Genomic DNA, 26,497 nt, shown 5'->3' with positions numbered 1-26,497 from the left:
CATTTCGGGGCAAAACAAGGAGAAACAAAACAATGATTAAAATACTTTTCATCTGCCATGGCAATATATGCCGTTCCCCTATCTCCGAGTTCGTCCTCAAGGACATGGTAGAAAAGCTCGGCATAGCAGATAAATTTGATATAGCTTCTGCGGCCACCAGCACTGAGGAGATCTGGGGCGGAAAAGGCAATCCGATATATCCGCCGGCGCAGGAAGTGCTGAGGGCTCATGGCATAGGTAAGACTGTTTACACAGACTTTAGTGGCAAGAGAGCCAGGCAGATTACAAGGCAGGATTATGAATATTATGATTACCTGCTCTGCGCAGATACAGCAAATTTGAGAAACACAATGCGCATAACCGGTCCGGACTACCAGGACAAGATACATTTGCTGCTCGATTATGCGGGAAGACATGGACAATCTATAGCAGATCCGTGGTATACAGGACGATTTGATGAGACATACAGGGATGTGTGTCAGGGGTGCGAGGGATTTCTTGAGTATCTCAGACAAGGCGATAGGTTGTAGATAATATTATCAAAATGGGAACAATGGGATATTATTGAGTGCATTAGCTGAACACAGGTGCATTTGATGTTGTCAGATTGTTCCTTTTTATTCTGACAAGGTATTGTCGGTATGTGTTTACACTCTCGAAGGCATGATTTTATATTGATTTTATATTGCTTGTTTTATATAGCAACGCCACGGAAAACGTGATATGATTTACGCATAAATGTATGAGAGAAAAATAGTTCTTTGGCATGGTAATGAATAGAGAATACAAATATATAAACCACCAACGGAGGCACACAAATGGAATTATACAAAGGCAGACCAGAGACAAATGAAGGACGACTTGAGAGGGAGATCAGAGTTTATGATTTCCTTGATGATCACGGCATAGAGTATTGGCGCACAGATCATGCACCAGCAGATACAATGGAAGTTTGCTACGAGATAGATGCGGTGCTTGGGGCAACCATTTGTAAGAATCTGTTTCTGTGCAACAGGCAGAAGACACAGTTCTATCTGCTCATGATGCCGGGCGACAAGCCGTTCAAAACAAAGGAGATCACATCGCAGATAGGCAGCGCGAGACTTTCATTTGCATCGCCGGAGGATATGGAGAAGTATCTGGATATCAGGCCGGGGGCGGTCAGCGTCATGGGACTCATGAATGACCATGAGAATCATGTGCAGCTGCTTGTTGATGAGGATGTTATGAAGGGTGAATACCTTGGATGCCATCCGTGTGTGTGCACGTCGAGCTTGAAGATCAGGACGGAGGATATATTTGGAAAGTTTCTTGAGGCGGTTCACCACGATATGATCAAGGTGACGCTCACCGGAGAATAGGAGTGGTAGAGTGGTATATAAACGCAGATTGATTAAAGAGGTAAAATGATGGCAGAGCGGAGAATCGGGGGCAAGCCTCGCAGAGAAGAAAATAATAAAATGAAAGACAGCGTAAACAATAGAAAAAGACAGTCACATAGCAGATCTGGGAAAAGTGGAGTGGCGAACAATAGGGAGGATAACGCTGGAACAAAAAAGACAGCGTATAAAAATCCTGCAAACTCAAATGCAAATAAGTCTCAAGTCTCTAGAAGAAAGTACGATGTAACAGGTGGAGAGAAACAAATAAAAACAGGAAGCAAAGGTAAAGCTGTACAGGGAAAACCGCGACAGGCACACTCATCACAGTATAAGCCCAACCTGAACAGCAAATGCCCTATATCCCATCTGTGCGGTGGCTGTCAGTATGTGGATATGCCATATGAGCAGCAGCTTGCCGAGAAACAGAAGTATATAGATGACCTGCTCAGCGTATTTGGTCCTGTGGACAAGATAATAGGCATGGAGAATCCGTATCACTACAGGAATAAGGTCACTGCGGCATTCAGGAGAATGAAGAGCGGAGAAATAATTTCCGGGGTGTATGAGGAGGGAACACACAACATACTTCCAGTCGAGAACTGTTATGTGGAGGATGAGAAGGCTGCGGCCATCATCAGGACATTTGCCGGACTGATAAAGTCGTTCAAGCTGCAGATATACAACGAGGATACAGGAACCGGACTTATCAGGCATTTGCAGATAAGAGTTGGAAGAAAGACTGGGCAGATCATGGTGATCATAGTTACAGCGTCGCCGGTATTTCCGTCCAAGAAAAATCTCGCAAAGGCACTTGTGACGGCTCATCCGGAGATTACAACGGTTGTTCAGAATATCAACATGAAGGACACCAGCATGGTCATCGGCGACAGGAATCAGGTCGTTTACGGTAAAGGTTATATAGAGGATATCCTATGCGGAAAGCGTTTCCGTATATCGCCAGGCAGCTTCTATCAGGTCAATCCGGAGCAGACTGAGGTTCTATATGGAAAAGCTATCAAGTACGCGGATCTCAAGAAGAAGGAGACTGTGATAGATGCCTACTGCGGTATAGGAACCATAGGCATAGCTGCAAGCGACCGGGCAAAGAAGGTCATCGGCGTGGAGCTGAATGAGGCAGCAGTGCATGATGCCCGGGTGAATGTGAAGATGAACAAGATACAGAATGTTGATATTTACAGTAACGATGCAGGTAGATTTATGGTGGATGTCGCTGATGAAGGGGACAGCATAGACGTGGTATTTATGGATCCTCCGAGGTCAGGAAGTACCGAGGAGTTCATGTCATCGGTCATCACTCTTGGACCTAAGAGAGTAGTGTATATATCCTGCGGCCCGGAGAGCCTTGCCCGCGACTTGAAATATATGACAAAGCACGGCTATCAGGTCATCAGGATGACACCGGTGGACATGTTCCCGCTCACCCGCGGGGTAGAAACCGTGGTGCTCCTAACCAGGGCGGGCGCTGGACAACATGGATATAAAACAAAATGATAAATTCTGCATGGTAAAACACTCCTGTAGTTATATTTATACAATAACAGGAGTGACAAAAAGCCGGTTCTCTATGAGTGAGAACCGGCTTGGCTTATATAACTGGGAAGGTTCGTTTTATGTATTACATATATTTGACAAGCTCGCTGATGATAGGCGCATAGTGCTCGCCCTCAAGACCGTAGTCCTTTTCCTTGTAGTTCCATGCTGCGCGGCCTATTCCGTACTTTTCAAATACAGAATGGATATCTTTGTACCAGTTCAGAGTTCCGTCAAGTGGTGCCTGATCTATAACACCATATTCGCCGCAGTACATAAATCCGTCTCTTTCTTCAACAGCCTTGATGCCGTCGAGGAACATTCTTTCGAACAAATCAGGTCCGATGGAATTAAGTCCAAGGCTACTCTCGGTGATGGCCCCATGCATACACCCTTCGATCTGGCGGGATTTCTCCATGTAGTCATTGAAATCCCCCGGATATTCGATATGGAAATCTGAAGGCATACCTGTTACCCAGTAAGCAGACTGGTGGGTAAATACCATTGGCTCGTAACAGTGGAAATTGTAAACTATGTTCTCATCGTTGTGATGAGGGAGAAGCTTTATAGATGTAACAGCATTGTAGCCAACCCCACCGAGCAGGATCTTGGCAGTAGGTGCTTTCGCACGGATAATCTCGATGCATTTGCTTGATATCTCATTCCACTCGTTTACAACGGTTGGACTTACGACCTCGTTCAACGGCTCGAACATTATCATGTCTGCATCCTTAGCATATCTGTCTATAAGCTTTCTCCATATTCCATAGAATCTTTCCTGAAGAGGTTTCTCGTGGAAGAATTCAAGAAGATGAGCCTCGTCGTCAAATATATATCCATATGTCTTGTGCAGGTCAAGGACCATGTTGAGTTTGTACTTCCGGCACCACTCAATGCATGAATCGATGTAAGCGTAGCCGTATTCCTTATCGCTTCCGTCCTCGTTTTCAAAATTATCGTAATCGATAGGAAGACGAACATGGTCAAGTCCCCAAGATGCTATTCTTGCAATATCTTTTTCTGTGATAAATGTGTCAAGATGCTCCTTGTCAAGTGGTCCCTGTGAAAGCCATCCGCCTAAGTTTACACCTTTTTTGAATCCGTCTAAAGTTTTCATAATCATTAACCTCCTGTGAAATAATAAATTATATAACGTGCTCATTTGTCTGTTCATGAGCATTTGTCTGTTTCATTTTCTGTGAGTTTATAGTAGCATTTGCGTTGATAAGAGGATATAATAAATGTGTCAATTATATAACAAATGTGTGATAGAGATATATGAATATCACAGAGGAAAGGCAGAAAGGCAATGAAGATATCGGATGAGATAGTAAAGCAGCAATTTGTGCAGAGGGAATATGGACTGGCACATTCCACATATGACAACGAGCTGGATTTCTACCAGCTTGTGAGCAGTGGTGATGTGAAGGCAGTGTCAGGTATGCTGCAGACGGGAGAGGAGGATGAGGCGGTTCTTGCTGCAAGGGGCATATTGTCAGATGATAAGATCCGCAATCAGAGATATCATGAGATAGTACTAGTGGCGATGATATCCAGATTCTGCATAGAAGAGGGCATGGAAGAGATGGAGAGCTACAATCTCAGTGACTTCTATATTAATAAGCTGGACAAGGCGCAGACTAAACAGCAGATCATAAACGTACATAATCAGTTGATCATGGACTATGCCAGACGGATGAAAAGGGTGAAAAAGAAAGCAGCGATATCACCGCATTGTGTAAGGGCGATGGATTATGTGTATGATCATCTGAACGAAAGAATAGAAATTACAGGGATTGCAGAATTTGTGGGAGTGGAACGTTCGTATCTGAGTAAACTATTCCATAAGGAGGTTGGGCAGACAATTTCTGATTACATCATGGAGAAGAAACTCCAGACCGCAAGAAATATGTTGCTTTACTCGGACTTTTCCTGCACAGAGATATCCCAGTATCTTGCATTTGCGTCCAACAGTTACTTTACAAAATGCTTCAGAAACAGGTTTGGCAGTACTCCGAGTGCATATCGCAGGACAAATTACAGAAAACATTGGAAAGAGACGAAATCATAGGCTTGTAATGGGCTGGTGTAATTGACAAGCAATGTCAAAGGATGTAGAATGACATGAGTTTTAAGTATGAAGGAGAATGAATAGCTATGTCATCTTTTAGATTTCATGTGGCTCTCGCAGCCGCAAAACTGAGTAAGGGACTCATTCAGCTCTTGGGTAGAAACGGTACCCACACACCTGGAGTTATAGCCCTTAAGATATGTCCGGATTTTCTGGCACAGGCTCCAAAGGCACCGCTTACTATATGTGTCACAGGAACAAATGGCAAGACAACCTGTAGCAACCTGATAACTGATGTTCTGGAGAAAGATGGAAGAAGAGTTGTCAGCAACAGAACAGGTTCTAATATCGTTCCAGGCTGTACGACAAATGTCATCAACAGTCTGACATTTACAGGAAAAGTCAGAGTGGACGCCACTGTATTTGAGGTGGATGAGCGTGCATCAAGACTGATACTTCCATATGTGAAGCCGGATTATCTCGTTGTGACAGGACTTTTCAGAGATTCTCTCAAGAGAAATGCTCACCCTGATTATATTTTCAGTGTCATAGATACCTACTGCCCTGATTCGGCAAAGGTTATACTGAATGCGGACGAGCTCTGCTCAAGCATGCTGAAGAAAGATAGCTACAGAGTGTTCTATGGAATCGGCAAGCAGCCTGATGACAAGACTGAGCCGTATAATCTTATTGCGGATTATCAGATCTGCCCTAACTGCGGCGAGAAATTGAAGTACAATTATCTCAGATATCATCACATCGGTGATGTGGTATGTCCAAAGTGTGGACTTCACTCACCAGACAAGAAATATCTGGCAACCGATATAGACAGAGAGAAGATGACAATTACTATACAGGAGGGAGACAAGAAGACAGTTTATCCACTGATCCACACAGCTCTCTTCAATATATATAATGAAGTTACAGTTATATCGGCACTGCGCGAGATCGGCCTCTCGGCTGAGAGGGTAAAGGAACTCATGGGTCAGATCCATATTCCAGACTCCCGTCACAATGAGACCACAGTTAATGGTGTTACGGTCATTCAGGCACTCTCAAAGGGACAGAGTGCAGTTTCCTCATCCAGAACATTTGAGTATGTGGCAAATGAGGAGGGAAAGAAGGCTATCCTTCTTGCGATGGATGATCTCGAGGACAGACAGAAGAGTATAGAGTTCTCAGGCTGGATATATGATCTGGAGTATGAGCAGTTCAACCGAGATGATGTTGTACAGGTCATCTGTACTGGACCTAGATGCTACGACCACAAGGTGAGATGTCTGCTGGCAGGTATCCCGGAGGAGAAGATACTCACAAATCTCAGCGAGGTTGCTGCGGCAGATGATGTGACTATAGATGGCGTCGACAGAATATACATCCTGTATGACTGCGAGAACTACGGAATGTCATGTGAGATGAAGAAGAAGATAATCAAGAGACTGGAGGGTGACAAATAATGAAGATCGAGATTTTATATCCGGAAATATGCACACTCTACGGTGATAAGGGAAATACAATGTATCTGCAGAAGTGTCTGCCGGATGCAGAATTTGTGACAACAGGACTTAACGAGAAACCTCTCTTTCTGAGAGAGAATATCGATATGGTATATATGTGCTCCATGAGTGAGAAGAGTCAGGAGCTCGTGCTTGACAGACTGATGCAGTACAAGGATGAGATCGCAGCATGCATGAAGGATGGAAAGGCGCTTTTCCTTCTGGTTGGCAATTCCATGGAACTCCTCGGAGATTATATCAAGAGAGAGGACGGAACCAGAGTTACAGGACTTGGCGTTGTTCCGGGCATGTACTCAGTCCGCCAGGCTCCAAATCGTTTCAACACTCTCATCAAGGCAAAGTTTAACGATATGACACTCATCGGTTACACCAGCCGATTTGCCCATACCTACGGCATACCGGAGGATATGACATTCTGCAAGGTGGAGATCGGACAGGGAAGCAATCCAGATACCATGAATGAGGGAATCTGCAAGAATAGAGTCATTGCGACATACATTCATGGACCACTGCTCATTCAGAATCCTGATTTTGTACATTATCTGCTGAAAAGACTGGACGCTCCTATGAAGGAGATACCATTTGAGGCAGCTATGCGCAAGGCATACGATGTGAAGCTTGCTGAGTATGGCAAGCCGGATCTGGAGCTGTCATAATAGCAAGATCAATAACGATAAGTAGAACCCTGGTGGCTGTTCGCTGCCAGGGTTTTTCTTTGCGTGAATATGTACAAAACTATCCTATTCGTATAGTTATGTAAACCTGTTGAAAAAGAAAGAGATAATATGTCACAATAAAAATGTTGCCACCCCTAGACAGGCTAGGAAAGGGGGGATCGCAGTGGCAGAACGGAGATAAGTAAGTGGTAATCAGCCTAAGGAGTACGTCGCCTTTAAAAGACGGAGAAAACCCCAGTAGCGCCAACTACTGGGGTTTTCGTTATGCTTTTGGGAAAGCATATGTCAGAATTCTTGTTTCATTGTTGCTGACATTATATCATATGATTCTTATCTTCGCAACATTCATTTCCTCTGTGATAATAAGAAATAAATTCAAAAATAAGACAAGCACAAAACTATCCTATTCGTATAGTTATGTAAACCTGTTGAAAAGAAAGTATATCTGCAAGTGGTTGGACAGAGACAGGTAGCTGGCAATCAGCCCAAGGAGTACGTCGCCTTTGAAAGACGGAGAAAACCCCAGTAGTAGGCGCTACTGGGGTTTTTGTTGTACTATGGGTTAGTACATCTTGAAAATATTAGTATCTTTGTCTGCCGGCATTATAGCATATGAGTTCTAACTCTGCAATATGCTTTCCCTCACACATCTTAATGTTTTTTCAGATGTATCACCCCCAAAGAAAGTAGTATAATGATATCGCAAGAAGAAAAAACAAGCGACGCGAAGCGGCATTTGTATTAGTAAATGCGAAGCGGCATTTGTTTCTGTAAATTGGGGCATATTATTCATGAAAACAAATGAAGAGACAATGTGAAAGGAGCAGTGGGTTACATGTTAAAGGACTGGAATAAGCCTGAGCGTCCATCGGATGAAGAGATAGACGCAAGGTTAAAGATCGCCAGAGAGAATCTGACGCGCAATCAGATCAAGGTTAAGGAAGGCAAGATACCTGTATTTGTAATATTTGAGGGCTGGGGAGCCGCAGGTAAGGGAAGTCTTGTCGGAAGGATCATCAAGAATATGGATCCTAGATTTTTTCAGGTGGAGTCGGTAAAGTATTCCACTGACGAGGAAAAACGCAGACCATTCCTGTACAAGTATTTTACAAGAATACCAGAGCAGGGGGAGTTTGTATTTCTGGATGGTGGCTGGATGAGGGACATAGTAGGTGGCAAGATGTCCGGGGAACTGTCAGATAAGGAATACAGGAAGAGAGTTGACAGTACCAAGAGATTCGAGAGAACCTTGGCGGACAACGGATATCTGGTCATGAAATTCTTCTTCCAGATAGACAAGCACGAACAGAAGAAGCGGCTTGCTGCGCTTCTTGAAGATGAAACTACGAAGTGGAGAGTGTCTAAGCATGATCTGAAGCAGAACAAAAAGTACGACGAGTATCTTGAGGCGTTCGACAGCTTTATGTATGACACCAATCTGTCAAATGCTCCGTGGTACATGATAGATGCAAAGGAGAGAAAATGGGCAGAACTTCAGATACTTGACATCATAAATCAGGGCGTGGAGACTGCGCTGCTCAATCAGGGGCATGCTGTACCTATACTGCAGAATACATTTGCGCTCAAGAAGATTCCGAAACTTTCCGAGGTGTCTCTCGATAGGAAACTGACGGATGAGGAGTACAAGGAAGAACTCGGCAAGCTGCAGAAGAAGCTCGGCAGACTGCACAATGAACTTTATCAGAAGAAGATACCGGTCATCATCGGATACGAGGGCTGGGATGCGGCAGGCAAAGGTGGAAATATCAAAAGGATAGCGGAGGCACTTGATGCCCGTGGTTATGTGGTAAATCCTATAGCAAGTCCGGAGCCGCATGAGAAGGCAAGGCATTTTCTGTGGAGATTTTGGACAAGACTTCCAAAGTCCGGGCATGTGGCTATATTTGACAGAACCTGGTATGGAAGAGTCATGGTTGAGAGACTTGAGGGATTCTGCTCGGAGAATGATTGGCAGCGTGCATACAACGAGATAAATGAGTTCGAGAAGGAGCTGCACGACTGGGGTGCCATCGTCATCAAGTTCTGGGTCCAGATAGACAAAAACACGCAGCTTGAGAGATTCACACTCAGGCAGAACACGCCTGAGAAACGCTGGAAGATCACTGATGAGGATTGGCGTAACCGTGACAAATGGGATAGCTACGAGGTGGCGGTGGATGAGATGCTGGAAAAGACTAACACAAGCTTTGCACCTTGGCACATATTGGAGTCAAATGATAAAAAGTATGCAAGAATAAAAGCCCTCAAGATCGTGATTAAGGCAATAGAGGATAAGCTGGAACAGCTCGACAATTAATGATGGGCGCCGGATGCGATCACTCGATACCCAGAATGATATAACACATTTGTGACAGATATAAGTAAAGGTACAAAAAACACGAGGCGGTGATACACAATATTAAGGTATCACCGCCTTTTAAAAAGGTTTTAAGGTATATGTTCCACCTGGCGTGTCTGACCGCAAAGGATATAATATCAAGGGAGGGAGATACGGTCCAAGCATCAGGCAGACTGCAAAATATAAAAACTATATTTCCTGTATGGGTAAGACAGGAAGATAAGTCATTACTATGATTATATTAATTGTTTTTCTTTGATGATGGCGACTCCGAGCGGGGTTAACTCAAGCTCTCCATCAACTACATTCTGAGTCTGAATATTGGTTCCATGAACATCGGATATGGACTGAGGTTCATCGGTATTATTTAGGTAGAAACCAAATGAGGTTCCGTCATCTGCGTATCTGCGGTGATACTGAACTCCGTCAGGCAGACATTTGGTTGCTATTCCGGTATCTGCCAGCATCCGCTCCATGATCTCACCAAGTTTGCTGTAATCTATTCTTGCAGCTACGTAGTAGGCCTTGCCTTTGCCGTAGCTGTTCACTGTCACTGCTGCATTTCCTGCATAGAAATCAGAATCGTATGTTCCCAGCACTTCCGCTGTTCCAACTCTCAGGATCTCCGCATAGTCCCGGAGTCCACATGAACTTCCATCTGTGAATGTCACGCTGTTTCTGTCAGATGGGTACAGAGTATCGATCTCCTCACTGATGACTCCGAATACATCTGCAAGCCCATTTCCCGGGAATCCCCCAAGGATGCAGAGCTGATTCTTGTCCACGTAACCGGTGAAGTATGTAGCCAGGAGCTGCCCGCCTCTCTTTACAAATGCAGCGAGAGATTCTGCAGCACCGTCCCTGAGCATATAGAGCATAGGAGCCACGATCACATCATAGTCGTCAAGCGGATCATCGGATGCGATCACATCTACGTCGACACCAAGCTTTGTCAGTTCCTTGTATACAGACATGCAGGTCTCAGGATATTTTTTTGATTCCTGACCTAATGCCTTGACATCATCTATAGCCCACATATTGTCCCAGTCGAATAGCAGTGCCACTTTTGATCTGATGAGCGTTCCGGTTATCTCGGAGAGTCCGGCAAGTTCGTTGCCGAGAGCGGCAACCTCCTTAAATATCCTGGTGTCATTTGTTCCAAGATGGTCGACGACAGCTCCGTGATACTGTTCAAATGAGCCTCTGCCCTTTCGCCACTGGAAGTACTGAACAGTGTCAGAACCGCATGCTATAGCGTTGTATGAGAACAGCTTGTGGATGCCCGGTCTTTTGAGTTTGTTATATGGATGCCAGTTTACAAGCCCCGGAGCACTCTCCATAAGCATGAAAGGCTTATCCTTCTTCATGGATCTCATGACTGCGTGGTCAAATGTGTTCTGCCCCATGACATCCGCAAGGCTTTCATAGTCGTTGTGGAATCTAGGGTATGAATCCCAGGAGATCACGTCGAGTTCCTTTGCCATTGGTCTGTAGTCAAGACCTTCGTAGAGCTGCATAAAGTTGGTCGTTATAGGTATGTCAGGGGTGAGCTCCCGGAGAAGCTTTATCTCTGACTTCATGTAATCGTTCATGTTCCATGTGGTAAATCTCTTCCATTCAAGGTTCAGCCCCATGATACTGAAATCACCATTTTTGTAAGGTGGCTCAATCTGTGAGAAACTGTTGTATGAGTGACTCCAGAAGGTGGTCCACCATGCTTTGTTCAGCTTGTTTATGTCGTGGTCGAACTTCTCTGCGAGGTAATTCTGAAATCTTTTCACACAGAGACGGCAGTAGCACTCGCCGCCAAGCTCATTTGACACATGCCACATGATGAGTCCCGGATGGTTTCCCACATGGGCATGGAGCTGACGGATGATATTGTAGACCTTTTCTCTGTAAATAGGTGAGCTCATGCAGTGGTTTTCACGTACACCCTGGTGTTCCCGTACATCATAGGAATCCACACGTCTGATCTCGGGATATTTCTGCGCCATCCATGCCGGTTTGCCACCAGATGGCGTTGCGAGAACTGTGTAAATCCCAGCATTATAAAGATTATCCATAACGTCTTTCAGCCAGTCAAAATGATATTCGCCCTCAATAGGTTCGTAAGCTGACCATGAGAAAACGCCAAGAGTGGCGGAAGTCATTCCTGCCTCCTTCATCATCTCGATATCCTTTGCCAGAATATCAGGGCGGTCAAGCCACTGTTCAGCATTGTAATCACCGCCGTGTAGTATTCCGTTTATCTGTGGAAAAAGCTTGTTTTTGTTCATTTATCTGTCATCTCCTATAAATAAAGGTAATGTGCTCTATGTTATATGTTTTTAGTGTAAAACATATGCGCAAGCGGTTGCACAGCTTACTATCTAAAGGTAGCACAAATAGACAAATAATTCAATTGTAATTTGATAATACATTTTAATTTGTGCAAAATACACAAAATATACACACTGCCATTCATCAGGACAATATTGTATATAATTAAGAAAAACGGCTTGAAGTAAGAGATATAATTGCTTGTGATTAAGATATAATGAATTGCTCGAAGTTGCGCAATTTGTCAATTCCTACAAGATATACAAAAGTGAGGTAAAAAGCTATCGAACAGTGTCAAAAATCTATATAATAAAAGTATTGAGGGATGAACGGAAATATAAGGAAGAAACGTATCGTTTAAGGAGGAGTTTTATGAGAAAAAAGAGGAAATCATATATAGCGGTGACAGGCAGTATAAGGTCTGAGTGGTTAAGGGGACTGAGCAGAAAAATCTGTATCGGTGCCTTGGCATTTTCGGCGGCGGTTGTGCTATTGACAGGCGGTAAAGTGGGAGCATATGCATCTGATCAGACACGGGTAAGTTCAGATGAGAGTCAGGTTACGGTAGGGTATGATGATCTGGACGACACTTTGCAGAAAGGCGGACTTGGCGTTGTCGTTGAGCAGCAGGATGGTGCGGCTTCACTGGCATCTACATATGATGCAACAGCACTTGAGAAGCGTATTGTTGAAGGAATCAAGGCGTGGCAGACGAGTATAGATGTATCGGAACTTGGCCTTACGAGAGACGATATTGATAACGGGGCAGTAAAATCTATTATCAATTCTCATCCCGAGTTTATCAGTCTGTCGGGAGGCTATACATATTGGACTTCTGGCTCTTCAATCACCAAAATACAATTTACATATTTGACAAATGCAAAGGAGGAGCAGCAGGAGCTTGATGCTGCACTTCAGGAAGTCAAGAGTAAGATAGATACCAGTGGAATGAGCGATGAAGAGATAGTACTTGCATATCATGAGTATCTCACATCCACAGTTGCATATGCATATGAGGATTATTTCAATGGAACGATCGCTGCAAATCACGGGTACGATATGTATGGAGCTTTGGTTAAACATAGTTGTGTGTGTCAGGGATATGCCGAGACTATGTTTTATCTGCTAAGAGAGGCTGGTCTTTCATGTGCAATCGCATCAAGTGAAAATATCAATCACGCATGGAACATAGTTAAGATACATGGAAAATGGTATCACATAGATGCAACTTGGGACGATCCGGTGTGGGATATGCCTGGAAGATCATATCATGATTATTTCCTTGTCAGCTTTGATACAATGAATAAGAATACACTCATCAACCATACTAAGGACAGAACGGATATGGTTGTCAGCGCACAGTGGGGAGATACATATACGACAGCGGTGGACACCACTTATGAGAGTGGTAAGTTCTGGAATGGTATTGAGAAAGCTATTTTTTATAAAGACGGTTATTGGTACAGCATAAGTGAGGGTAGTTCGAAAACATCATTTAACATAAATAAGTACCAGTATTCGACTAACATAAACAAGGTTTTGTATTCGGGCACTGCAAAATGGACAACTCCGAGTGGTGGGTATTATCCTGGTGTTTATAGTTCAATATATCTCCGAGGTGATAATTTATATTTTACGACTCCGGATAGCTTGAACAAGATAGATATAACATCGACAAATGTAAATCCTACAGAGCTTATAAATATACGAACACAGTATAATAGTTCAACAGGAAATAATTTATATGCGTTTGGAGAACAGTATGGTAAGCTGGTGTATTTTATTACAGATTCTCCTAATATAAAGAAAACTAAGGATTCAAGCAATTCAAGCAAGTATAACAAGGAGTATGCCGAGTATACATTCGAGATGTGCATAAGCCACAAGTGGGATGCTGGAGTGGTGACAAAGGAGCCGACCTACACAAGTACAGGAACCAAGAAGTACACCTGTACAAACTGCGGTGAAACCAAGACCGAGACGATAGCCAAACTTGTATGTACGAGCCACGTGTGGGATAGCGGCAAGATTGTGACAGCGCCGACATACAAGACAGAGGGAACCAAGAAGTACACGTGTAAGAATTGCGGAACAACCAAGACCGAAACGATAGCCAAGCTGGTATGTACGAGCCACGTATGGGATGCTGGAGTAGTGATAAAGGAGCCAACTTACACGAGTACAGGAACCAAGAAATACACCTGTAAAAACTGTGGAACAACCAAGACCGAAACGATAGCCAAGCTGGTATGTACGAGCCACGTGTGGGATGGTGGCAAGGTTGTGACAGCGCCGACATACAAGACAGAGGGAACCAAGAAGTACACGTGTAAGAATTGCGGTGAGACCAAGACCGAAACGATAGCCAAACTGGTATGTACGAGCCACGTATGGGATGCCGGAGTAGTGACGAAGAAGCCAACCTACACAAGCGCGGGTACAAAGGAATACACATGTGTCAATTGTGGAACCACAAAGACGAGCTCGATCGCCATGCTGAAGCTGAGCAAGGTTACAGTAAAAACAGCCGTATACTCCACGGGAATAAAGATCTCATGGACATCAGAGAAAAATGCATCCGGATACTATATATACAGAAAGTCCGGAAAGGGACAGTATGCGCTGTTGAAGAAGGTTACCGGGGTTAACACCCTTGCTTTTAATGACACGAAGGTTACAAGTGGAGTGATATATACATACAAGGTTCAGGCATACAAAGGAACCGTGGTAGGTGCCGGAACGGAAGCAAGCAGATGCTTCGTTGGAACGGCAAAGGCAAAAACAGCAAATGAATCCACAGGTATAAAGCTTTCATGGAACAAAGTGGGAGGCGCAAGGTCTTATAAGATATATAAAAGGATCGGAACTGGAAAGTACACCTGTATCAAGACTGCGTCATCCACTACATTCACATATCTTGATAAGGCGGTGAAAGCGGGAACAATATACACATATGCTGTAAAGCCTTACATTGGAAGGACAGCGGGCACGTACGTCGCATCGAAATATGTGTGTCTTAGACCTGTCACAGCCAAAGTGAGTGCAGCCAGAAACGGTGTTACAGTTAGGTGGACGAAAACGGCAGGTGCTACATCCTACCGTGTATACAGAAAGACGGCCGGCGGCAAATATGCTTTGGTGAAAAAAATCGGCGGTGCAAATGCTCTCAGCTGGACAGACACGAATACCGCTAAGGGAAAGACATATTATTACTATGTGAGAGCATTTAAGGGAAATTATTACAGTGCCGCCTCTAAAGCAGTAAATGTAAAGCGTTAAGAATTGATAAATATACGGTCATAACAGTATAATACCGGGGAAGAAGTGTGCGGAAGAAAGGAGTTTTGATGGAAAAGGAAGAGAGAGTAGAACAAAAGCTATATGAGAGCAGATGCGCCAGACATTATCGCGTGTGCAGGGTGGTGCTGTGCAGGTTTTTGTGTATGTGTGCGTTCGTATGCATAGTGGCAGGCTCGGCACTTACGGCTGGTGCTGTGACAGTATTTGCTGCTGAGGATTCGACAGAAGAATGTGCTGCGGATGGCGAACAGCAGGGAATTGTGGAGGAGTCAGACTCGCCAGCAAAGGGATGCACTGGGGATATAGACCTTGCGGATATATACGAAATCGGCGGCTATGCCGAAGTGGCGGAAGAGGGAGATGTCGCTTCAATAGCCTCATCCGGCAATTTCAAATATCATAACAGGGTGGCGAACTCGATAAAGTCATTCAAGAAGAATATAGACGTGCACGGAATGGGTGTCACAACCAGTAATGTTAAGTCGATATTTGTCAACATTCTGGCACTGCATCCGGAGATTGTATATGTAGCAAATGCATCGTATGTATACAATAGATACAACGGATCGGTTTCAACTCTGGTTATCAGCTATATACCGAATGCAAAGAAGGTGAGAGAATCTCTTGTAGCGGCGGTAAAAGAGGTAAACAAGCAGGTGGACACAAAGAATATGAAACCTGCTGAGATAGTTCTTGCATACCACGAGTATCTGACGTCCACGGTGGAATATGATGCCAGTGGAATAAAGGACTACAGTACAGTGTATGGCAGGGATCACAAATATGACATGTATGGCACCCTCGTTGATAAGAAAGCCGTGTGTCAGGGATATGCAGAAACCATGAATTATCTTCTGAAACAATCGGGAGTTCCATGTGCTCTTGCAACAAGCCAATATATAAATCATGCGTGGAATGTTGTCAGGATAAATGGGAAATGGTATCACGTTGATGCCACATGGGATGATCCTGTCACAGATCAGCCAGGACAGTCTAGACATGACTATTTCCTTATAAGCACGAACACTTTGAACAGACGAACAAAGAATGCAAGTTCATCATATTCGCTTGGACGGTATGATACGAAGATTAGCGCAACGTGGACCGGCAGCTACAACGGAGCCACAGACAAGAAATACGAGAGTGGTCAGATGTGGAGCGGCGTTGAGAAGGTCATGTATTACCGAAAGGGATACTGGTACTGTATCAAACAGGGATCAAGCTGGATGGATTTCCAGATTATAAAGAACAGATTTTCGACAGGTGGAAAGAAAGTCATACTGTCAGGAACATCAGTTTGGTATAAAACGGATGGAAGTTATTATACAAAGCAATACGGCTCGATATTCCTTGCGCAGGAATCCTTGTATTTCCATACAGCCAGATATATAGGCAGGATAGATCTAGATTCCCCGAAAAACGAGTATACACTTCTATATGATATAAGAAGTAAGTATTCGGACGGTGTAAATATATATGCCATGGGCTGGCACAATAAGCAGATAGTGGTGTGGGTGTCAAATACTCCGCTCTGCAATCCGAGGGATGCATATCTGCTGGCTCCGTGTCTGAAACATAGCTGGAACAGTGGAAAGGTCACGAAGAAAGCTACATATACATCAACAGGAACAAAACTCTATACATGTAAGAAGTGCAGTTATAAGAAGAGTGTGGCAACACCGAAGCTTCAGCTTGGCAAGCCGGTTGTGAAGACCGCTGCGACAGTTAAGGGTATAAGGCTTTCGTGGAACAAGGTGTCCGGAGCGACAGCGTATAAAGTGTACAAGAAGACTAAGAGCGGTAAATATCAGCTGCTTAAGAAGGCCAACACATTATCCATTGTGGATGGAAGAATATCCAGTGGCAAGACATATGGATACAAGATCGTGGCGTGCAATGCATATACGACAAGCAAGGTAACAACAGTGTCGAGACTGTATCTTGGAAATGTCAAGGCGAGAGCGAAAAACACGAACAAGGGCGTGAAGATCGCATGGAACAAGGTGGCTGGTGCTGATTCATACAGGATGTACAGAAAATCAGGAAATTCCGCATACAAGCTGATGAAGATCGCAGGATCAGGCGCAGCTTCATGGGTGGACAGCAAGTCGGTGGCAGGTAAGAAATATACATATGCAGTAGTGCCATACAAAAAGCAGACTGGTGGCGCATATACGCCTGTAACTGTTTCATGTAAGAGATAGTATATAAAGTGATATATCTTCGTAAAATATAAAATAAGAGCGCCGTCCGGTGATGCGATGCCGGGTGGCGCTCTTTTCTGTTAAATGCTAGTTTTTCTTGTCTGTAATATTGCGGTGTGAGTTGTCAAACAGGTCAGTATCGGCTACATCAGAGGAGTCGTTTCGGGAGAGCGTTTCTGACAGCCTGTCTTTTGTCTCCGCACTGACCGTTTTGATACCTTCACTTATAACAGCGCTCTTTTCCTTGATGCCTTCGCTGATGCCCTCACTTTTTTCTTTGATGGCTTCGGTAAGCTGTTCTGCTTTTTCCTTAATTTTTTTGGTTATTGAAAAGTTCTCGGGATGATCTTCAAATGCACGCTTGACGGAGGCAGTATCGTGAAGTATGAGGAGGAAGCTTGGCTTCTCCTTGCGCTTTTCCCTGTCCAGTGCGATTTTCGATTTGAGTTCCTCCACTCGTACTATGAGGTCGTTCTCCTTTGCAAATTTCTTGACCTTGTTCATGAGATTGAACGATACAACACAGTCGATAACGAACACTCCGTAGAAGAATCCGATGAAGAAGGAAAATGTCAGGTGGTCGGCAAGCCAGTACACAGCATTTAATATATGCGGATGTAGGAAGAAATAGTAAAGTGCGGCGATGAGTCCCCAGAAGAAAGAAAACAGAGGACATATGATACCTTGAATGTTTCCCCATTCATCCGAATAGTCCCAAAGCTTGATGTTCATACCTATTATAAATATACGGCCGGCGATGTACTCCACAACGGTCATTGCTATTGTCATTATCAGTATGATCAGAACTTTCTGTAAAACAGGATGCGAATCGACGGCATCGATGTGAATGAGTGATAACAGATACAGAACGACAAGACCTGAACCGTAGAGAGGCAGGTATGGTCCGATCAGAAATCCCGGATTTATCCATTTGTGGCTCGGGTTGCTCTTGGAAAAGAATTTTCTGAAAATGACCTCTATGCACCAGCCCATGATACAGCCGATAAAAAATAAAAACAGTATCACAAGGATGCTCTTGATATTAAAATTATCCATTATGTTTAACTCCTTTGTATAGTTGAAAATTACAGATTTAAATCTCGTATTAATAATAAAACAATACTAATAAGATAGTATACAGTCTGAAAAAAAGCAACCTTACAGAATCGTATAAATGTAAATAAAGCTATTCCTTATTGAAACTTATTGAGAAAAAAAGTTGCCGAAAAAGTGGCTGTTATATTGGACTGACGGGAGATACGATGCTATACTGACAGAAAATAAAATTACGGATTAGGTGCAGACTTTTGGTGGTGATGATTACGAAGAGAATGCATTTTTTACGTTAAGAGGAGTTCGACAGGTCGAACAAAGATTAGACAAATATATTTTTAAGGAGGACATAGTTATGATGAAAGCATTAAAGAAGGTAAACTGGAAGAAACTTGGAATATTTGCAGGCGGCGTATTATTCGGAACAGCTGGTATCAAGGTTCTCTCAAGCAAGGATGCAAAGAACGTATATACACATTGTACAGCCGGTGTTCTCAGAGCAAAGGACTGCGTTATGAAGACAGCGAATACTATTCAGGAAAATTGTGGTGATATATATGCAGGAGCAAAGGATATCAATGAGGCAAGAGCGCAGAAGGCAGCAGAGGCTGATTTTGAGGATGCTGAGAGTACTGAGACTGCAGAGGAAGAGGTGGGCGCAGAGGAGTAATCCCGGAAAACCTATTGCAAAAACACAGTAAATTATTTGTAGAAAGAGGCGAAGATCTTGAAGTTTTCAATTTTGAATGAGACAAAGAATCGTCTGCGTATACACATGACACAGAGCCGTATGACTATGGCACAGGCTGACATATTACAGTATTATCTTGAGAACTGTGACGGCGTTAAAGATGTCAAAGTGCATGACAGAACCTGTGATGCGGTTATTATCTATGAGGGCGACAGGGCAGGTATCATAGATGCACTCAGACAGTTTGGTTATGATAGAGTAGAGATTCCTGCGGATCTCACGGAGACATCCGGAAGAACTATGAATAGACAGTATGAGGACAAGCTGTTCTGGAAGACTGTATGGTATATGACAAAGAAGTGGATCATGCCGATGCCGCTCAGATATTGCTTTACATCGGTGAAGGCGCTCAAGTATATAGGCAAGGGCCTGAAGTGTCTCGCAGACAGGAAACTTGAGGTACCGGTTCTAGATGCCACAGCCATCACAGCATCCATACTCACAAATGAGTTTGCAACTGCCGGCTCGGTCATGTTCCTACTTGAGATCGGTGAGATCCTTGAGGAGTGGACACACAAGAAGTCTGTTGGAGGGCTTGCCAGAAGTATGTCGCTCAACATTAACAAGGTATGGGTAAGAGTAGACGACTGTGATGTGCTTATGGACAGCGCGAAGATCGCAAAGGATGATCTTGTGGTAGTTCATATGAGCAACGTGATCCCATTTGACGGAGTTGTGGCAGAGTGCGAGGGAATGGTTAACCAGTCATCCCTTACAGGAGAGTCTGTTCCTGTTCACAAGGGAGCTGGCGATGTTGTGTATGCAGGTACAGTTGTTGAGGAAGGCGAGCTTGTGGTCAGAGTCACAAATACCGGCAGGACAAGCAGATATGATAAAGTAGTGGCTATGATTGAGGAGTCTGAGAAGCTCAAGTCAGGACTTGAGAGCAAGGCAGAGCATCTTGCAGACGGTCTGGTTCCATGGACTCTCGGCGGAACTATCCTCACATACCTGCTTACGAGAAATATAACAAAGATGCTTGCTGTTCTCATGGTCGACTATTCATGTGCGCTCAAGATGTCTATGCCTATAGCTGTTCTGTCGGCTATCCAGGAGGCAAATAAGCATCATCTCACAGTCAAGGGTGGCAAATTCCTTGAGGCTGTGGCGGAGGCGGACACCATAGTATTTGACAAGACAGGAACACTTACAAAGGCATCGCCGACACTAGTGCGAGTAGTGTCATTTGACGGCAGAGACCCTGAAGAGCTGCTCAAGATAGCGGCATGTCTGGAGGAACATTTCCCTCATTCGATGGCGAGAGCTGTTGTGGCCGGAGCGGCGGCTAAGGGAATAGAGCACGAGGAGATGCACTCCAAGGTTGAGTATGTTGTTGCCCATGGAATCTCATCAAGTATAGATGGCAAGAAGGTCATCATAGGAAGTTATCACTTTGTATTTGAGGATGAAGGTTGCGTGATACCGGAGGATAAGATAGAACTTTACGAATCACTTTCAAAGTCTCACTCACATCTGTTCATGGGAATAGATGGCAAGCTTGCAGCGGTAATATCTATCAAGGATCCTGTGAGACCTGAATCTGCGGAGGTCGTGAGAAAACTCAAGGAGCTCGGCATCGGCAAGGTAGTCATGATGACCGGGGACAGTGAGAGAACTGCCCAGGCTATAGCTGAACAGGTGGGCGTGGACGAGTATTACTCAGAGGTACTACCGGAGGATAAGGCAAGGTTTGTGGAGTCCGAAAAGGCGGCGGGACGCAAGGTTATCATGGTCGGTGATGGAATCAACGATTCTCCGGCATTGTCAGCATCGGATGCAGGCATAGCAGTCAGTGATGGCGCTGAGATAGCCAGAGAGATCGCGGATATAACGGTCAGCGCAGACAATCTGTATGAACTTGTCACTCTTAAGGAACTTAGCAATAAGCTGATGAGCAGGATCAATAGAAATTACCGCAAGATAGTTACATTTAACACAGGGCTTATCATACTCGGTGTTATGGGCGTGATCCAGCCGACGACATCGGCACTGCTCCATAATTCATCGACTCTGCTTATAAGCATGGATAGTATGAAGAGACTGCTTGATTAATTTTTATAAGATTAGTTTTTATCATTAAAATGTATTGACCTTATGCACCCAAATATGACATTATATGATTAAAAGACAGGTTAACTAAATCACATAAAATTTACAGATATACAGATAATATTGTCAGGAGGGATACATTATGGTAAAGAAAGTAGTTGGAGATAATTTTGACGAGATAAAATCGAGTAAGATTGCCGTAGCTGATTTCTCGGCAACCTGGTGCGGACCTTGCAAGATGATGGCTCCGGTATTTCACACTGTTGCAGAGGACATGAAGGATGCGACCAGCTTTTTCAATGTTGATGTTGATGAGAATCCAGGACTTGCCGCATCAAACAAAGTGTTCAGCGTACCTACGCTGATTTTGTACAAGGATGGCGTGGAAGTATCCAGAAGCGTTGGTGCGATATCCAAGTATGATCTGATTGATTTTATAAACAAAAATAAGTAAGATCAGTAAATGTCAAACATTTACCGTCAAATATTTAAGAAAAACTTAAAAGAGAAGACATCTGAAAATATTTTTTAATATTTGAAAACAAATAAAACTCCCGCTCTTTGAGAGGTACATATACAATGTATGTACATACTTGAAGAGTGGGAGTTTTTATTTGCCTGAACTATCTGGCATCTCTGTCTACATAGTCTCTATGTGTCACAAGACTCTTGTATGCCGGTCTGATGATCTTGTCTGTGGTTACAAGCTCCTCAATTCTGTGGGCGCTCCAGCCAACGATACGTGCAACCGCAAAGAGAGGTGTGTAAAGTTCTCTAGGAATGCCGAGCATCTCGTATACGAATCCACTATAGAAATCCACATTTGGACTTACACCCTTATAAATCTTGCGCTCTTTTGCGATGAGCCTAGGCGCGATCTTTTCGATGTTGTTGTACAGAGCCATGTCCTCATCTCTGCCTTTGGCTGCTGCGAGCTGTTCTACAAATGCCTTGAACACCTTTTCTCTTGGATCGGACAGGGAGTATACCGCATGTCCCATACCATATATAAGTCCTTTGTGGTCATACGCCTGCTTGTTCAGCAGTTTATCGAGATAAGCTTCAATAGCTTCTTCGTCGTGATAATCCTTGATATGTTCCTTTATATCGTCCATCATATTCATAACCTGAAGATTTGCACCGCCGTGTTTCCTTCCTTTAAGGGATGAGAGGGCAGCGGCAATCGCTGAATAGGTGTCGGACCCTGAGGATGTTACAACCCTTGTTGTAAATGTTGAGTTGTTACCGCCACCGTGCTCCATGTGAAGCAGGAGAGCGATGTCCAGAACCCTCGCCTCAAGCTCAGTGTACTTCATGTCTGGTCTGAGCATCCTGAGCAGGTTCTCTGCCACTGATGCATCTTTGTCAGGACGATGTATATACATACTTCCATCATTCTCATAGTGGTTGTATGCGTGGTAGCCGTAGACCGCCATCATAGGAAATGTGCCGATGAGTCCTATGCACTGTCTCAGCACATTGTCGATGTCAAGGTTTGTTGCCTGATTGTCATAGGATGCCAGTGTCAGGACACTCCTTGTCATCGAATTCATGATATCAACACTTGGTGCCTTCATGATGACATCTCGTGTGAAGTTTGTTGGCAGATTCATAGACTCAGATATAACTCCGCTGAATTCTGTGAGCTGTGCCTTGGTAGGAAGTTCACCAAAAAGCAGCAGATAAGCAGCCTCCTCAAATATATGACGTTTTCCCTTGCCGCCCTTTACCAGATCCTGCACATCGTAGCCGCGATATAGCAGCTCTCCATCACATGGGACTTTCTGGCCGTCCACATCCTTAAATGCTATGATCTGGGAAATGTTTGTAAGTCCGGTCAATACTCCCTGACCATTCTCGTCACGAAGACCACGCTTTACACCATATTTTCTGTACAGTTCTTTGTCGATGTTATCGTGCTGCTGACAAAGATGTGATTGTTTTTCAACGTAGCCTGTAAGATTTTCCATATACTCCATATAGTTCCTCCTTATGAAATTTATAAGATCTTTTTGCATATGTCATTTAGACAACATGCATCGCAATGCGGTTTTGTCCTGGCTGAGCACACGGCTCTCCCGTGATCCACAAGCCGGTGACAGAAGTCATTGCTCTCCTCTGGAGGTATAAGTTTCCACAGTTCCATCTCAACTTTTTTCGGGTCTTTGATCCCGTCAACCAATCCCATACGGTTGACAAGCCGGATACAATGGGTGTCAGTCACAATGGCTGGCTTGCCATATATGTCACCCATGATGAGGTTGGCACTTTTTCTGCCAACGCCAGGGAGCTTTAGCAGCTCGTCCAAGCTGTCAGGAACCTGACAGTTGTAGGAATCAACAAGCATGTTCATACATGCGCTAATATCTCTTGCCTTGCTTTTCCCCAGTCCGCAAGGTTTGACAATGGCCTCAATGTCACTGACATCTGCAGCGGCCAGTTCTTTTACTCCCGGATATTTTGCGAAAAGATCCTGCACCACAACATTCACCCTTGCATCAGTGCACTGCGCCGCCAGGCGGACACTGACAAGTAACTGCCATGCGTGTGATGTGTCGAGAGTGCATACCGTATCAGGGTATTCCTTCTTCAGCCTCTCGATAATGTCCAACGTTCTCTGTTTTTTGGTATATCTCTTCTGCGATTCCATAAAAGACCTCCGGTTTTGAACATCAGCTTATGAAAAACTCTCTTTTGAGAGGACTGATGCTTCTTGTCAGATTTTCCTGGAAAAACTGATACATTCTTCTATATGATAACATGAAAGCCACGCAAATGGATATCGAAAAGCAATTCTTAATAAAAATGTTAGAAGTGTGAAAATTTGATTGGGAATTGCTTGCGAAAAGTTATACAGCGTGAAAAGGATAATTGACAAAAAACTGCCCCGCAGCCATGACATCTTGCCATCGTGGATGGTAGATTTATCATATATGCGTGGCAGTCTTTCTTAGAAATTCTTTACGACAAATATCTTTGCAACGAAATCCAGACCGTTAAATTCTTACTGCAAATCCTTGCTGATTTTACTTCGTACCAAATATTCTGTCGCCGGCATCGCCAAGTCCCGGGCAGATGTATGCGTTCTCATTCAGCTCGCGGTCAACATGTCCAACGTAGAGCTGTATGTCCGGATGAGCCTTGAGAAGTCTCTCGATACCCTGTGGTGCAGCGATGATGGACATGAACTTGATGTTCTTGCCGCCGTGCTGCTTGATGAAGTCCACGGCTGCAACTGCTGATCCGCCTGTTGCCAGCATAGGGTCTGTAACAACGATGAGTCTCTCATCGATAGGATCAGGGAGCTTGCAGTAGTATTCATGAGGCTCATGTGTCTCCTCATCTCTGTACAGTCCGATGTGTCCGATCTTGGCTGTAGGAACAAGAGCCTGAAGTCCGCTGACCATTCCGAGACCTGCGCGGAGAATAGGAACTATCGCAAGGTTTCTTCCTGCGATGACCGGTGTCATGCACTCCTCAATAGGAGTCTCAATGCATACTTCCTCAGTAGGAAGATCCTTTAAAGCCTCATATCCCATAAGCATTGCAATCTCTTCAACGAGTGCACGAAACTCAGCAGTTCCGGTGTTCTTGTCTCTGAGCTTTGATATCTTGTGCTGAATAAGTGGATGTGTCATTACTGTGTAATCTGTCATATTGTGTAACCTCCTGAATAATACGGATAATGTAATGCGGAGCGATCAGCGTGTTATAAAAACCACACAGATCGGAAACAACCGCAAATGTTATGATTATGATTCTATATCAGAATTCTGTGGATTCATTCCAAGTCCGCGGCTTACGTCGCCCTTGGTGTTCTCGCCAAATGTATAGTCGTTGCCAGGCAGAATAGCATTCAGCAGGATGCCGAATATAGCGGCAAGGGCAAGACCTGTGAGGGTGATGGTTGTTCCGCCGATTGTAAATGTGAGACCATTTGTAAATCCGAGACCGCATACCATGATAACGGCTGCTATTATCAGATTTCTTGACTTTGTGAAGTCAACGTGGTTCTCGACCACATTTCTTACGCCGATGGCAGATATCATTCCGTAGAGGATGAAACTTATACCGCCTATGATGGCAAGTGGCATTGAGCTGATAATTGCTGAAACCTTAGGTATGAATCCGAGGATTACTGCAAATAAAGCAGCAAGTCTGATGACCCTTGGATCGTGTACACGGCTGAGCTCGAGAACTCCTGTGTTCTCGCCGTAGGTTGTATTTGCAGGACCGCCGAAGAGGGCTGACAGTGAGGTTGCAAGACCGTCACCGATAAGCGTTCTGTGAAGTCCCGGATCCTCAAGGAAATTCTGGTCGACTGTAGCTGATATAGCACAGATGTCACCGATATGTTCCATCATGGATGCTATGGCGATGGGAGCCATTACAAGTATGGCTGTTATGTCAAACTTGCAGATCTGGAAAGGTGGCAGTCCGAGAAACTTTGCATCGGAAACTGTCGAAAAGTCCAGAATAGCTGTTCCGCCAGGATTAGTCACACCACAGAGGTGAAGGATAAGTGCCACACCGTATGAGATGAGCACGCCCATGAGGATAGGGATGATCTTGAACATTCCTTTGCCCCATATGTTGAACACGATTACGACAGCCAGTGCGATAAATGCAAGCAGCCAGTTGTTTGATGCGTTTGATATGGCTGACGGTGCAAGGCTCAGGCCGATACATATGATGATAGGTCCGGTAACCACAGGTGGAAGGAATCTCATGACTCGCTTAACACCTACAAGTTTGACGATGAGAGCCAGAATCAGATAAAGGAGACCGGCAACCACGATACCGCCGCAGGCGTACGGAAGTTTTTCGCCCATTGTCATGTCTTTGAAAATTCCTGTTTTCAAACCTGCCACCGTGGAGAAACCTCCGAGAAAAGCGAATGATGAACCGAGAAATGCGGGTACCTTGAGTTTCGTACATAAGTGGAAGAAGAGTGTTCCAAGACCGGCACATATGAGAGTTACCTGAATTGAGAGTCCCTCGCCTTCAAAGTAGCCGTTTACGAGAAGTGGAACTAGAATTGTTGCGCCAAACATGGCGAACATGTGCTGGAATCCGAGCAAAAGCATCTTTGGAATTCCGAGCTGACGTGCGTCACGGATGGCATCTTTTTGATTATCCATAAGTAATAATCCTCCCTTTTTGTTTTTTCTAATTATAGTTTTTTTTATGGGTAAGGTCAATTTGATTAGTGCACTTTTGTAAAAAAATATGTCAAATTTCGAGCCTGATACTGATATAGA

19 protein-coding genes are annotated in these 26,497 nt (G+C 44.3%); 12 read left to right on the top strand and 7 right to left on the bottom strand.

Annotation, left to right across the window (positions count from 1 at the left end; translation table 11 throughout):
- Positions 1-32: 32 nt before the first annotated feature.
- The 3 genes from NQ536_RS11740 (at position 33) to rlmD (ending at position 2,894) form a co-directional block, all read left to right on the top strand.
- Positions 33-530, top strand: coding sequence for a low molecular weight protein-tyrosine-phosphatase (locus tag NQ536_RS11740; RefSeq protein ID WP_004850481.1), 498 nt, complete (start codon positions 33-35; stop codon positions 528-530).
- Positions 531-818: 288 nt separating this feature from the next.
- A complete protein-coding gene (locus tag NQ536_RS11735; protein ID WP_004850483.1) occupies positions 819-1,361 on the top strand; it encodes a prolyl-tRNA synthetase associated domain-containing protein in 543 nt (180 codons plus the stop codon).
- A 99-nt stretch (positions 1,362-1,460) separates the two neighbouring features.
- Positions 1,461-2,894: a 23S rRNA (uracil(1939)-C(5))-methyltransferase RlmD gene (gene rlmD, locus NQ536_RS11730; protein ID WP_227909630.1), complete on the top strand. Its 1,434-nt coding sequence runs from the start codon at positions 1,461-1,463 to the stop codon at positions 2,892-2,894.
- A 124-nt stretch (positions 2,895-3,018) separates the two neighbouring features.
- On the opposite strand, the gene NQ536_RS11725 is transcribed toward rlmD, so the two are convergent.
- Entirely contained in the window at positions 3,019-4,050 is a 1,032-nt protein-coding gene (locus tag NQ536_RS11725) for a glycoside hydrolase family 5 protein (protein ID WP_044997865.1), read from the bottom strand.
- 192 nt (positions 4,051-4,242) lie between these two features.
- Here NQ536_RS11725 and NQ536_RS11720 point away from each other — a divergent pair, with 192 nt between their 5' ends.
- The 4 genes from NQ536_RS11720 (at position 4,243) to pap (ending at position 9,515) form a co-directional block, all read left to right on the top strand.
- On the top strand, positions 4,243-5,004 hold the full coding sequence (locus NQ536_RS11720; protein ID WP_004850492.1) for a helix-turn-helix transcriptional regulator: 762 nt from the start codon (positions 4,243-4,245) through the stop codon (positions 5,002-5,004).
- Positions 5,005-5,090: 86 nt separating this feature from the next.
- Positions 5,091-6,461 (top strand): Mur ligase family protein, encoded by a 1,371-nt coding sequence (locus NQ536_RS11715; protein ID WP_004850494.1) that lies wholly within the window; start codon positions 5,091-5,093, stop codon positions 6,459-6,461.
- Entirely contained in the window at positions 6,461-7,177 is a 717-nt protein-coding gene (locus NQ536_RS11710; protein ID WP_004850495.1) for a hypothetical protein, read from the top strand. The genes NQ536_RS11715 and NQ536_RS11710 overlap by 1 nt, the downstream gene beginning before the upstream one ends.
- A gap of 856 nt (positions 7,178-8,033) precedes the next feature.
- Positions 8,034-9,515: a polyphosphate:AMP phosphotransferase gene (gene pap, locus NQ536_RS11705; RefSeq protein ID WP_044997866.1), complete on the top strand. Its 1,482-nt coding sequence runs from the start codon at positions 8,034-8,036 to the stop codon at positions 9,513-9,515.
- A 278-nt stretch (positions 9,516-9,793) separates the two neighbouring features.
- On the opposite strand, the gene NQ536_RS11700 is transcribed toward pap, so the two are convergent.
- A complete protein-coding gene (locus tag NQ536_RS11700) occupies positions 9,794-11,836 on the bottom strand; it encodes a beta-galactosidase (RefSeq protein ID WP_004850503.1) in 2,043 nt (680 codons plus the stop codon).
- Between the two features lie 415 nt (positions 11,837-12,251).
- On the opposite strand from NQ536_RS11700, the gene NQ536_RS11695 reads away from it, so the two are divergent.
- On the top strand, positions 12,252-15,158 hold the full coding sequence (locus NQ536_RS11695) for a transglutaminase domain-containing protein (protein ID WP_044997867.1): 2,907 nt from the start codon (positions 12,252-12,254) through the stop codon (positions 15,156-15,158).
- Between the two features lie 68 nt (positions 15,159-15,226).
- Positions 15,227-17,383: a transglutaminase domain-containing protein gene (locus NQ536_RS11690; protein WP_044997868.1), complete on the top strand. Its 2,157-nt coding sequence runs from the start codon at positions 15,227-15,229 to the stop codon at positions 17,381-17,383.
- An 87-nt stretch (positions 17,384-17,470) separates the two neighbouring features.
- Here the strand turns inward: NQ536_RS11690 and NQ536_RS11685 are convergent, their stop codons facing one another.
- Positions 17,471-18,439, bottom strand: a complete 969-nt coding sequence (locus NQ536_RS11685; protein ID WP_004850508.1) for a putative ABC transporter permease — start codon at positions 18,437-18,439, stop codon at positions 17,471-17,473.
- A 352-nt stretch (positions 18,440-18,791) separates the two neighbouring features.
- On the opposite strand from NQ536_RS11685, the gene NQ536_RS11680 reads away from it, so the two are divergent.
- From NQ536_RS11680 to trxA, 3 genes are all read left to right on the top strand, one after another.
- Positions 18,792-19,106, top strand: a complete 315-nt coding sequence (locus NQ536_RS11680; RefSeq protein WP_022058074.1) for a DUF6110 family protein — start codon at positions 18,792-18,794, stop codon at positions 19,104-19,106.
- 57 nt (positions 19,107-19,163) lie between these two features.
- Positions 19,164-21,239, top strand: a complete 2,076-nt coding sequence (locus NQ536_RS11675) for a heavy metal translocating P-type ATPase (protein WP_044997869.1) — start codon at positions 19,164-19,166, stop codon at positions 21,237-21,239.
- A gap of 139 nt (positions 21,240-21,378) precedes the next feature.
- Positions 21,379-21,690, top strand: a complete 312-nt coding sequence (gene trxA, locus NQ536_RS11670) for a thioredoxin (RefSeq protein WP_004850514.1) — start codon at positions 21,379-21,381, stop codon at positions 21,688-21,690.
- A gap of 169 nt (positions 21,691-21,859) precedes the next feature.
- On the opposite strand, the gene NQ536_RS11665 is transcribed toward trxA, so the two are convergent.
- From NQ536_RS11665 to NQ536_RS11650, 4 genes are all read right to left on the bottom strand, one after another.
- Positions 21,860-23,206 carry a citrate/2-methylcitrate synthase gene (locus tag NQ536_RS11665; RefSeq protein ID WP_044997914.1) on the bottom strand — a complete coding sequence of 449 codons (1,347 nt, stop codon included), beginning with the start codon at positions 23,204-23,206 and terminating at the stop codon, positions 21,860-21,862.
- A 29-nt stretch (positions 23,207-23,235) separates the two neighbouring features.
- Positions 23,236-23,886, bottom strand: coding sequence for an endonuclease III domain-containing protein (locus tag NQ536_RS11660; protein WP_004850519.1), 651 nt, complete (start codon positions 23,884-23,886; stop codon positions 23,236-23,238).
- 376 nt (positions 23,887-24,262) lie between these two features.
- A complete protein-coding gene (upp, locus tag NQ536_RS11655) occupies positions 24,263-24,892 on the bottom strand; it encodes a uracil phosphoribosyltransferase (RefSeq protein WP_004850520.1) in 630 nt (209 codons plus the stop codon).
- A gap of 96 nt (positions 24,893-24,988) precedes the next feature.
- Positions 24,989-26,377: a uracil-xanthine permease family protein gene (locus tag NQ536_RS11650; RefSeq protein ID WP_044997873.1), complete on the bottom strand. Its 1,389-nt coding sequence runs from the start codon at positions 26,375-26,377 to the stop codon at positions 24,989-24,991.
- Between the last annotated feature and the right edge of the window lie 120 nt (positions 26,378-26,497).

The organism is Coprococcus eutactus (genome assembly GCF_025149915.1).
Classification (GTDB): domain Bacteria; phylum Bacillota; class Clostridia; order Lachnospirales; family Lachnospiraceae; genus Coprococcus; species Coprococcus eutactus.
The sequence above is the reverse complement of the archived record's forward strand: the minus strand, read 5'-3'. Positions and strand labels throughout refer to the sequence as shown.